General features: G+C 49.6%; 9 protein-coding genes and 1 pseudogene (1 of these 10 only partly in view). 5 read left to right on the forward strand and 5 right to left on the reverse strand.

Annotated elements, in window-relative coordinates:
* Window positions 1-299: 299 nt before the first annotated feature.
* From COV46_06120 to COV46_06140, 5 genes are read left to right on the forward strand one after another with little or no spacing between them, the layout of a single operon-like run.
* Window positions 300-1,544 carry a glutamate-1-semialdehyde 2,1-aminomutase gene (locus tag COV46_06120; GenBank protein ID PIR16945.1) on the forward strand — a complete coding sequence of 415 codons (1,245 nt, stop codon included), beginning with the start codon at window positions 300-302 and terminating at the stop codon, window positions 1,542-1,544.
* 22 nt (window positions 1,545-1,566) lie between these two features.
* Complete coding sequence (locus COV46_06125) at window positions 1,567-2,496, forward strand: hypothetical protein (protein PIR16946.1); 930 nt, start codon at window positions 1,567-1,569, stop codon at window positions 2,494-2,496.
* A gap of 7 nt (window positions 2,497-2,503) precedes the next feature.
* A complete protein-coding gene (locus COV46_06130) occupies window positions 2,504-2,713 on the forward strand; it encodes a DNA gyrase inhibitor YacG (GenBank protein ID PIR16947.1) in 210 nt (69 codons plus the stop codon).
* A 22-nt stretch (window positions 2,714-2,735) separates the two neighbouring features.
* Entirely contained in the window at window positions 2,736-4,082 is a 1,347-nt protein-coding gene (guaD, locus tag COV46_06135) for a guanine deaminase (GenBank protein ID PIR16948.1), read from the forward strand.
* A 51-nt stretch (window positions 4,083-4,133) separates the two neighbouring features.
* A complete protein-coding gene (locus tag COV46_06140; protein PIR16949.1) occupies window positions 4,134-6,590 on the forward strand; it encodes a hypothetical protein in 2,457 nt (818 codons plus the stop codon).
* A 157-nt stretch (window positions 6,591-6,747) separates the two neighbouring features.
* Here the strand turns inward: COV46_06140 and COV46_06145 are convergent, their stop codons facing one another.
* A complete protein-coding gene (locus COV46_06145; protein ID PIR16950.1) occupies window positions 6,748-7,221 on the reverse strand; it encodes a flavodoxin in 474 nt (157 codons plus the stop codon).
* A gap of 15 nt (window positions 7,222-7,236) precedes the next feature.
* A complete protein-coding gene (locus tag COV46_06150) occupies window positions 7,237-7,521 on the reverse strand; it encodes a hypothetical protein (GenBank protein ID PIR16951.1) in 285 nt (94 codons plus the stop codon).
* Window positions 7,514-7,756 (reverse strand): CopG family transcriptional regulator, encoded by a 243-nt coding sequence (locus COV46_06155; protein ID PIR16952.1) that lies wholly within the window; start codon window positions 7,754-7,756, stop codon window positions 7,514-7,516. Before COV46_06155 ends, COV46_06150 begins: the two co-directional genes overlap by 8 nt.
* A gap of 308 nt (window positions 7,757-8,064) precedes the next feature.
* The gene (locus tag COV46_06160) at window positions 8,065-10,827 is read right to left on the reverse strand and encodes a hypothetical protein (protein PIR16953.1); all 2,763 of its coding nucleotides are present in this window, start codon (window positions 10,825-10,827) and stop codon (window positions 8,065-8,067) included.
* Window positions 10,805-10,827: pseudogene (locus tag COV46_06165) on the reverse strand (hypothetical protein) (it continues 334 nt past the right edge of the window). The gene COV46_06160 and the pseudogene COV46_06165 overlap by 23 nt, the downstream one beginning before the upstream one ends.

Below are 10,827 nucleotides of genomic sequence, written 5' to 3' on the forward strand. Positions count from 1 at the left end.
TACCTAAACGTGAAATCGGTCACGCAAAAAACAAGAAAACCTTGATTGATGCAGGCAGGGTATGTTAGCACCCACGTAACAGTTCTTCAGTATGTCACAGGGATGCCGGCATGAGCGGAATCACCTGCCGACATCAGCGGAATTTGCACTAGGGCAAAATAATCGCGATGATTAACGGAGTATATGAATTCGTTTCAATATAATACGATCGCAAGCAATGGACATGTATTGAAATAAAAGGCGCTGTATTGCAATATGGGCAGGTTTTAATAGAGGCGTATGGCGTATAAGGAGAAAAGATGTCACAAAAGTTGAATCTCAAAGAATCGTTCAGGCTTTATGAAGAGGCAAAGAGGCTCTGCCCCGGCGGCATGATGGGGATAAGGCGTCCATATAATTTCGTCGAAGGGGAATATCCCATATTCATTAAGACAGGTGACAAAGGGCACATTGTAGATGTCGACGGCAACGATTATATAGACATGCTCTGTTCCTATGGCCCCATCATCCTGGGCCACAAAGAAAAGGAGATAGACGACGCGGTCACGGAGCAAATTAAGCAGGGCTTTTGCTTCAGCCTTGTTCAGCCTGTGCAGAACGAACTTGAAAAAAAACTTATAGAAAAGATCCCCTGTTGCGATATGTCCATTCTTGTGAAGACTGGCACCGATGCAACAACCTGCGCGGTGCGTATCGCGCGCGGATTTACAAGGCGTAACAAGATACTTCGTTGCGGTTATCACGGCTGGGCCGACTGGGCGGTCGAGGTGCATAACGGCGTCCCCGAGCATGTCTATGCCGACACGATAGAGTTCCACTATAACGACCTTAAGGACCTTGAAGAAAAGCTTGAGGCGAACAAGAATGAAACCGCCTGCGTTATAGTCACGCCTATAGGGCACCCTCTTGCAAAGCCGGTTGAAGAGCCAAGGCCCGGCTACCTTGAAGGCGTGAGAAAGCTTGCCGACAAGTATAACGTGGTCCTGATATTCGACGAGATCCGCACCGGTTTCCGCGTGAGCATGGGCGGCGCGCAGGAACGTTATAAAGTGACCCCGGACATGGCGTGCGTAGGCAAGGCGATGGCGAACGGTTATCCAATATCGGCAGTTGTCGGCAAAGAGAAGTTCATGAAGATGGCGGAAAAAGACGTATTCATATCCTCCACGTTTTTCCCGAACAGTCTAGAGATGATAGCGGCGCTAAAGACCATCGAGATATTGGAAAGGGAAAAGGTGTGCGAATCTATCTGGAAGAGGGGAACCGAATTCCTGAACCAGCTTCAGAAGATCGTCGAAGGCTCAAGGCTTCCCGTAAAGGTCTCGGGTATCCCTCCTATGCCATATATAACCTTTGACGTCGATAACGCCGGCCTTTATAAAAAGCGCCGCACCCAGTTCTATACCGAGGCGATAAGGCGCGGTCTCTTTATTCAGCCCTATCACCACTGGTACATAGCGCATCGTCATACGGACGCCGACCTCCAAAAAGCCATTGATATTATTAAAGAATCGCTTTCAATTGTTGCAAAAGAGGTTGTCTAGTGCTATAGGCGCATGAAACATTATGTCAGGAATAGGAATAATACTAAATCCGCATTCGCGCTCTTATAAGCATAACCCCGAGCGCATGGAAAGACTTGGTTTTATCGTGGGCGATAAGGCCAGTTGCCACGCCACGCACGATATCCTTGACGTCGAGGCACTGGCAAAGGAGTTCAAGGAGAAGCAGATAGAGATACTCGGCATCTCCGGCGGCGACGGTACGAACCACGTCACGCTCTCCACATTTCTCAACGTTTACGGGGATTCCCCGTTGCCGAAGATAGCCTTTCTTCGCGGCGGAACGATGAATAACATTACTAACGCCCTCGGCATTAAGGGGCTCCCCGAGAAGATACTTTCTAACCTCATATTCAAGTACCACGCCGGCGAAGAGTTCAAGTCGACCGAAGTAGATGTGATGAACATAAACGGCAAGCACGGATTTCTTTTTGGAACGGGACTTGTCTGCCGGTTCATGGAGGAATATTACCGCCTCGTAAAAAAGACCCCCTTTAACGCCGGCAAGCTCCTTGCGTATTTCTTTGCAAGCGCGGCGTTCAACACCAGCTATATCCAGAAGATGACCGAACGTTTCGACGCCAAGGTGACCGTCGACGGAAAGGAGTGGGGTTTTAAGAACTATGTCTCGCTACATGCCGGGACCATAGAGACCTTCGGGCTTCATTTTGACCCATTCTTCCGCGCCCGCGAAAAACCGGGTCACTTTCATTTGATAGGCCTTTCGGGAACGTCACACACAGTTCTTGTCGGTTTTCCCTGGATTTTCATGCGCAAAAAGATCCCCGGCGACAGCAACTTAGAAGACATTGCGGGCGAGGTCGTAATAGAGCTTGAGTATCCCATGACCTATCAGATGGACGGAGACGTTCATCCGGCGACCGATAAGATAACCATAAAGACGGGCCCAAGGCTCACAGCCATCATCTCCTGACCCCCATATGCAAAAAACAAGACCATGCCCATATTGCAAGAAACCGGTCGATTGGGACGAAAGTAAGTGGCGTCCTTTTTGTTCGGAGAGGTGCAAGATGATAGACCTAGGACATTGGGCGATGGGTTCGTATAGGTTGGCGGGCAATGCCATTACCGGGGAAAGTTCAGAAGCCGAGGCTGATGATAATGTTGAAGATGAGAAAAGAAGTGTCTAAGTGCACAAGCGCCTAAGTTATTATGAAAAAAGATGAGAAGATAAATGTGTTTAGGGGGCGTATCATTAATCCGCTGTCGCCTTCCGAAGCGGCTGAATTCAGAGACGGCTGTCTTGCTGTTGGCCCCGATGGAAAGATAATATTCTGCGGAAGTCATAAAGATTTCAACTTACGCACTTACGCACTTACGCACTCACGCACTAGAATCAATGATCTCCGCGGCTATCTCATAATCCCGGGCCTTGTTGACTGCCATCTTCACCTTCCTCAACTGGATCAACGGGGGCAACACGGGGCAACACTTCTTAACTGGCTTGAAAAACATATCTTCCCGGCGGAAAAGGCCTTTTCAAGCCTTAAGGTCGCCGACGATGTAGGAAAGCGTTTCTTTAAAAAGCTCATCTTGAACGGAACGACTACCGCCGCCATCTACACGACCATACACGCAAGGTCCACCGACCATGTCTTTAAGCTGGCAAAAGAGGCCGGCGTCCGCGCGATAATCGGCAAGATGATGATGGACCAGAATTCTCCGGAAGGTCTGGAAGAGGATACGCACACGTCGTTAAAGGAGTCCGAAGAGCTCTGTTCTAAATGGCACAATGTCGAGGGCGGCAGGCTTAAATACGCTTTCACTCCCCGGTTCGCGCCAACGTGTTCGGAGACGCTCCTCTCTGAAGTGGGGAGCCTTGCAAAGGAGTATGACGCATATATCCAGACCCACATCGCCGAAAACCTGTCCGAAAATGGGCGTGTGAAGGAACTTTTCCCGGATTACGGCGATTATACCGATGTCTATGAAGATAATTTCTGCCTTGGCCCTAAGACCATCTTAGGCCACGCCATCCACCTTTCTGACGATGAACTAAGGCGCCTTGCCCAGACAAAGACCAAGCTCGCACATTGCCCCACGTCCAACTTTTTTCTCAAGAGCGGAAGGATGCCGGTAGAAAGGATAGAGGAACACGGAATTCACTACGGCCTTGGCACCGATGTCGGCGCCGGTACCTCCATGTCGCTCTTTACCGCCATGCGCCACGCGGACTATATTCAGCCGAACATCGCGGTTACGCCCGTAAAGGCCCTTTATCTTGCGACCCTTGGTGGCGCAAGGGCCCTTTCGCTCGACAACGAAACGGGCAATTTTGAGGCAGGTAAGGCCGCCGACTTCAACACAATAGATATCTGCGGAATAGATCCGCGCTATAAACTTAGCGAACTCGATTGTAACGAGGTGCTTGCGCTCCTTATGTATCGCGGAATGGGTAATGCCGTTAAGGCCTCATTTGTTGCCGGAAAGAAGTTAAATGTAGATGCCCTCAAGATAAAGGGAGAAAAACCATTGAAAGGCATGTTATCCCGAGTGTAGCGAAGGCTCTCATTAGAAGTCTGAATACATGGGATCCTTCGCTGTCGGCTCATGACTATCAAATATATGCGTGAAAGAATATACAGAAAAATAACTTCGTTCATTGTCAGGCGGTGGGCTCTTATTCTGATTGCCGGCATAGGCCTGACGGCCTTTTGTTATCCTTACACTGCAAGGCTTTTTGGTAACATCTCGACCGACCTTATAAAATTGCTCCCCAAAGATTATGACAGCGTCAAGCAGCTTGAAAAGCTCAGGACCATGTTCGAAGGAGGTTCGAGCCTTTCGGTCATCTTAGAATCGGACAATCCCGAAAAAACTCGCGATGCGGTGAGGTACGTGGCAACCGAGCTTTTAAAGGACCCGACGGTAGGAGATGTACGCTACAAAAAAACCGGCTATGATTTTTTCGACAAGCATAAGCTCCTATTTCTGGACCTGGACGACCTTGAAACTATAAGGGACAGGATGGACCGGCGCATTCAGAGGGAGAAACTGGGCTCTTTTTATATCGATTTTGAGGATGACGGAGCGGATGGCGGCGGAAAGAACGAAGAGTTCAAGTTCGGAGACCTTGAGACAAAATACAAGACGCGTTATACCTCGGGTGTCAGGAACGAATATGTCACCGACGACGAAGGGAGGGTGTACACCATAACCGTCGATATAGGGAACAGGGCGGAGGATTTCCCGGCATTCACGGTCTTTCTCAACCACATAAAAGAGCGCGTTGCCGGGTTCGACCTGAAATCGTTCGATCCGACGATGGAGGTCTACTATTCCGGCACGATCAGGAACCGGCTTGATGAATATAATACGCTCATCCACGACCTTAAGGTTGCCGGCATGATCTCCGGTATCGGCATATTTCTGCTCCTTGCGGTCTATTTCAGGCGGCCTTTTTCGGTTGTCATTATTTTTGCGCCTCTTGCCGCCGGCATAATCTGTTCGTTCGCCTTTGCATATATCTTCATCAGGAACTTAAACGTTGTTACATCGTTCCTCTTTGCGGTCCTGGGCGGTTTGGGCGTTGAGGTCGGTATACACATGTTCTCGCGCTACATAGAGGAGCGTTCGGAAGGGAAGAGCATTGAGGACGCGATATTCGCCATACTCTATTTTACCGGCCGCTCTGCCATAACCGCCGGTCTTACCGTTGCGGCCACGTTCCTTATACTGGTAGTTAACGACTTTAAGGGATTTTCGGAGTTCGGTTTCATTACCGGCAGCGGTATCCTTATCGTCTATGTTATGTATCATCTTCTGTTCCCGCCTGTTCTGATCGCCGCGGAGAAATTAAGACTGCTTAGGTTCAAAAAGATAGTCCACCACGACCTAAAGATACTTGAAAAAAAGTTTCCCTGCGCAAAGGCCGTGCTTGCGGCGAGCGCGGCCATTTTTGTACTTTCGGCCGCTGCGCTGCCGTTCGTTGGATTTGAGTACGACTTTGCAAAATTAAAATCGCATATTCCGAGCGGAAAGACGGCCAAGGAGAAGTTAAGGCTCACGATGCCCACGGTCAACAGGCCGGCGGTCATCTTCATAAATGATCTGGATGATGCCCTGGCCGTGAAGGAGTATATCAAGCAAAAGAGGGAAGAGGACGAGGCCTCCGGTCACAGGCCGATCCTGGACGTCTATAAATCTTGGTACGATGTCGTTCAGTATAATCAGGATGAGAAGATGAAGGTGATAGGTGAGATAAAACATCTCCTTGCCGATAAGACGCTGAAGCTCGTGAAGGGGGAACATAAAAAGGACCTCGACCGGTTCAAAGAGGTCCTGAACGAAACCGTTCCAATAAAAGAGGACGAGGTGCCGCCCAAAGTAAAAGAGGCCTTCTTTGGGATGAATCCGATAGAGGGCGAACAGCTTTCATATATAAATGCCGAGCCCAACCTGGAGCTCGACAACGGCCTAAACGCCATCGAATTCGCCGAGCGCATAGAGAAGATGGATACGCCACGAGGGGCCTTTTACGGAACAAGCGACGCCGTGGTCTTTGCCGACGTTCTAAGGACGATGCTAAAGGATGTGCCGAGGGTCGTGATATTATCGTTCCTCATCGTATTCTTCTTTGTGTGGCTCGATTTCAGGGACCTTAGGAAAGCGGCCCTTGTAATGTCGCCTATCGTCGTGGGCGTTGTGATCATGTTCGGGATAATGTTCGTTTTGAAGATGAAGCTCAACTTCTTTAACATGATAGTAGTGCCGACCGTCTTTGGCACGAGCATCGACAACTCAATCCATATCTATCACCGCTACGAGGAGATGGGAAAGAAGTCGCTTATGAAGGTGCTGAAGACGAGCGGCGGCGCGGCGTTGATGTCCTCAATGACGAACATCTTAGGTTTCTTGGGGCTTGTCTTTGCGAACCATTCGGGACTTTCCTCGATAGGAAAGCTCGCCATTGCCGGCATGAGCGGATGCCTCTTTACGACGCTCATCTATTTCCCGGCGGCGCTGCAGTGGCTTTCGGACAGAAGATCGGGCCGCGCGTCATCCTGAGCCCTTCGACTCTCTACCGTTCGCTCATGGCGAACTCCGCGAAGGGTCCAGTTCAGAATGTTCGCTCATCCTGAGTCTGCCTGTCCCGAGCAACGTCGAGGGGTCGAAGGATGCAGTTTAGAACGTTCGCTCATCCTGAGCCTGTCGAAGGATGTGATTAACCAAGTTTCTTTAGAAGCCCAGCCACGCTATTCGCCAGCCTCTCACAGCATTTAAGGCTCCGGTTGTCCGGCGCCCCTATCGCCACGGGCCCGAAGTGGTCTCCCTGATGTTCGCCGACCACCACCATTCCATGGATGAGCATGGCGTGCAGGATGTCTAAGATGGTCGTTTCATTGCCGCCGCCGATATTTGCGGCAGATGTGAAGGCGCCGCCAACCTTTCCTTTAAGTTTTCCGTGAAGCTTGACGCTTTCATCCAGGAACTTCTTTACCTGCCAGGCGGGACCTCCGTAATAGGTGGGGGAGCCTATGATGATACCGTCATAACCGGTAAGCTCGGGCACAGTGGTCTCTTCAACGCGTTTGAGCGCGACATCGAGCCCGGCCCTCTTTGAGAGCTCGGCAATGTAATGGGCCATCTTTTCCGTATGGCCAGTTTCTGAAAAATAGGTGACGAGTAATTTTGGCATATTTATTTACTCCTTTTAACGGTAAGCATCTTTGCGGTGTGATGCGGCGGCGATCATGGAAACGACCTTATGTTCATCATCGATGATATAAAAGAACCTCCAGTCGCTTATTCGGTATCTCCATGTGGCAGGAGCCCATTCGCGAAGCCTTTTGATATTGGGGCCGAAATGGGGCTCCTCTTTTAGCTGGGGATAGACGTACTCAAGCAGTTTTTCTTCCAGTTGGCGGCGACCGCCTCGTGCCAGGAGCTTGATGTCCTGCGAAAATCGCTCGGTCTCGAATATCTTATATTTAAGCAACGAATCGCCCCTTTCCAGACTTGGCGTCGTTCATTCCCTGTTTGAGTCTTTTTAGCAGTCCTTCGTCATCCATAATGTCGTTCATCTCTTCGATATCGGCAAATTCGGATTCTTTGATATATTGAAGCGCGGCCATCTCAATGAAATTAGAGATCGAGCGCTTCTCGGCTTCGGCACGTTCGGCGAGCGTTTTGTATTCTTTATCATTGATACGCAATGTTATGGTCTTAGGCATATTTATTCTCCTTTATTCATTAATATTCTATAATATTCATATTGATAGGGCAAGCCTAATTTACAGAACCCGGTGTTTGCGTTATTCGACTTGGATATAAGTGCTCTGGTGGCATATTGGAGCGATTATATTGCAATACCCCCCTCTAGGGGTCCGACCCTTTTTGAGGGGTGGAAAAAATCCTCCTGCAGGGTTAGTAAGTGTCGGACACTTACGGGCAAATATGCCCTCTAAGTGTCCGACACTTACGATTATGGGTGGTGGGTGGGGGAACTGGGGACACACACGGTGTGTCTCCCCGGATCAGTTTATGGCTTTGTGAGCTTTATGCTGGCACAACTATCTTTAGTGGCATCAATATTGCATCCTGTTAAATTGGTGGAAATTGTTTCTGATGTTGGCCATATTTTTATTGTAAACGTTGGCGAATTTGTTTTTTTAGGCCAACTATTCGTTTTGTATGTCACCTTAATGCCACTTGTCAGGGCATTACATGTTATTGTACCAGGGCAGGTTTTAGTCCCCTGCGTTCCTACTGTAGTGATATTATTGCTGCCATTATCTGAATATAATTGATAATTAAAGCTGCAGGCTGCGGATGGCGTGTCACAATCCCATTTTGCAGTAAAGTCATACCTGTAGCTTGAGCAGGTTTGAAGTGGCGTAGTACATCCAAATATGCTAGTGGTGGCCGTGGGTGCCCCTATAGTCAAAGTTTGTGACTGAGCTTTATATGACTGAGCAACGATAAGGAGGCATTGTCCGTTTGCATTGCATGTCGTGCCGCCGCCACACGTTCCACACGAACCGCCGCAGTCGTCGGAGCCGCAGGTTTTGCCGGTGCAGTTAGGAACGCACGATGTACACGTGTAGCCGTTCGCACATATTTTTCCACCGGTGCAAGTTCCACAAGAATTGCCGCAGTCGTCGGTGCCGCAATTTTGTCCTGCTCCACAGGGTATTCCACAAACAGGTTGCGTGACGCACTGATATTTACCTTCAGCCAGTTGGCACGTCCCTTCCTTGCACCAGCCGTTGGGGACGTCGGCCGAGCAGGAGTACATGTCCTTGCAGACGCCGGCTACGCAGAGCATTGTGGGGTCTTCGCAGTAGGTGGCGTTGGGGTCTGTAGACGCCCCGCAGGCGTAGCCCGCGTTAAGGTCTGCCGGAGCTACAGACACCGCGCTTCCAGAGAGGCCAAGGCCTGTGGCGAGCGACATTAATTTTTGATCGCTGTTGTAGCCTTGCGGATCTATTCTCTTCGGGGTCGGGTCTTTAAAGGGTTCGTTCCAGTAGAGATACTTGAAGCCCTCTTTATTACCTTCCCATATCGCTTGAAATCCATCGTATGCAGCCAGTTCATACGAAATCCCCTTATGCTCTACGTCGGGGCTTACCTTTATCCAGCCTTCGCCTAAGTTATTCCCGGCCTGCGGCGCCGGAACGGGGGCCTCTTCTATAGAGCCAACATCCTTTGCAGCCGACTTTGCCGCGCCTTTAGAACCTTTCCCTTCGTCCCCCTCATCAGTAACCTCGGGGTAGAGCGATGTAAGCTCCTTTGCGTAGGTCTGTTTCTTGTCCATTTCGTCTTTAAAGTTTATAAAGGCATATTTCTTGTCGTATGAAATGCCGGTGCACGACATGTTGTCGTTGCCGCAGGCAAAATATTCAGCATCTACATTCATGCCAGACGGCAGGAACTTTGTCAGTTCTTTAGGCACGCCAAGCACAGGGTCGTAGACGTACCACGCCTTGAACGAGGCCGAGCTCGTCTTTGGATAGACGAATAGAGGGCCGGCGCTTGTGGGTGTAAGCGAGATATTTCCAATAGTAGTTGTTTCGTCGCTCTTATCGACAGGCGTTACCTTTCCCGTTGCGAGGTCTACGGCATAGATGGCGCCATACAGATCGTCTCCCTTTTTGGTGAAGCCTATATATGCCAGCAGATCGTCCTTTACGTATATTGAGAAAGTATCGAGAGAAGCATATGTTTTGAAGCATTTGTCTTTGTCACTGCATTCAGAGAAGGCCTTCGGGAGACACTTTGTCGCGCCTTCATATTCTTCGCATATTATATCATACTTTTGGTTGGTACCGTAGCCAGGATCAGGTTTTGGGCTGAACTGTTTCACGGTTCCCATATCGATGGATGCCAGTACAGGGGCCTGGGGAAGCGTTGCCGCGATTATGGCGTTAACAAGGTCCTCTTTTTTGGCGACGGAGGCCGTTATATCAAGTTCTCCGGCCTTTTTAATCGATACTGTTTTGCCCGTAAGGAGCGCCTGCATACAGGCGGCGGTCTTTTTTGCCGCTTCAACGGCCCCTATATCTACGTAGTCCGAGACCTTTGAAACGTAAGGCGTAAAGCAGAGGTCATTGATATATTGGACCTTGGGGGTCTCCCTAATGAGATTTGCGCCGATAAGGCCGACTTCGTTCGCAGAGGCGGTTTCGTCGCCGAAGATGGACGCATCTTTATGTATTACAGCATGTTTGCCGGTAACGGGGTCATAGCTGATAGTGGCAGCATCAGTATGCGATTTGCCATCTGAAGAGTAGGAAACCGAAACATAATAAGTAAATTTATTTACGTCAGGGTTCCATTGCAAAGTATAAATGTACAAAGATTTATCCTTCATAGATTCACTCTCACCAAGCGGGATATTATTGTTATTGGAAGACAAGTTATTCTTGAGCGAAGACATGAAAGGGAAAATGTGGCTGAGCGTCCCCGTCTTTGAATCATAACGCAGGTCCAAGCGGGCAGTGCTTTCACCGGCGCTGTCTTTTTTGGTATAGGATATAGGGAGTCTCAACACCGCCGCGTAATCGCCCGCCTCGGTGCCGGCAGGGACGATAACTAACGTTGATGGATATCCAGCGTGGTTTTTTACTGCATTTAGAAGCGATTTGTTCCACGCAAGGAGCATCTCGGCCGATTCATCGAACTTGGTGAAGAGGTCCCTTGCGCTTATGAGGAACCTTGGCACCACGGCCTTAAAATTCGATATCCAGATGCCCGCCGGGGTGAAGTAGAAAAAGTCGCCGTTAGGGGCGAGCGTTGTTTGCAA

The sequence above is a fragment of the Deltaproteobacteria bacterium CG11_big_fil_rev_8_21_14_0_20_49_13 genome (assembly GCA_002796305.1).
GTDB lineage: Bacteria > UBA10199 > UBA10199.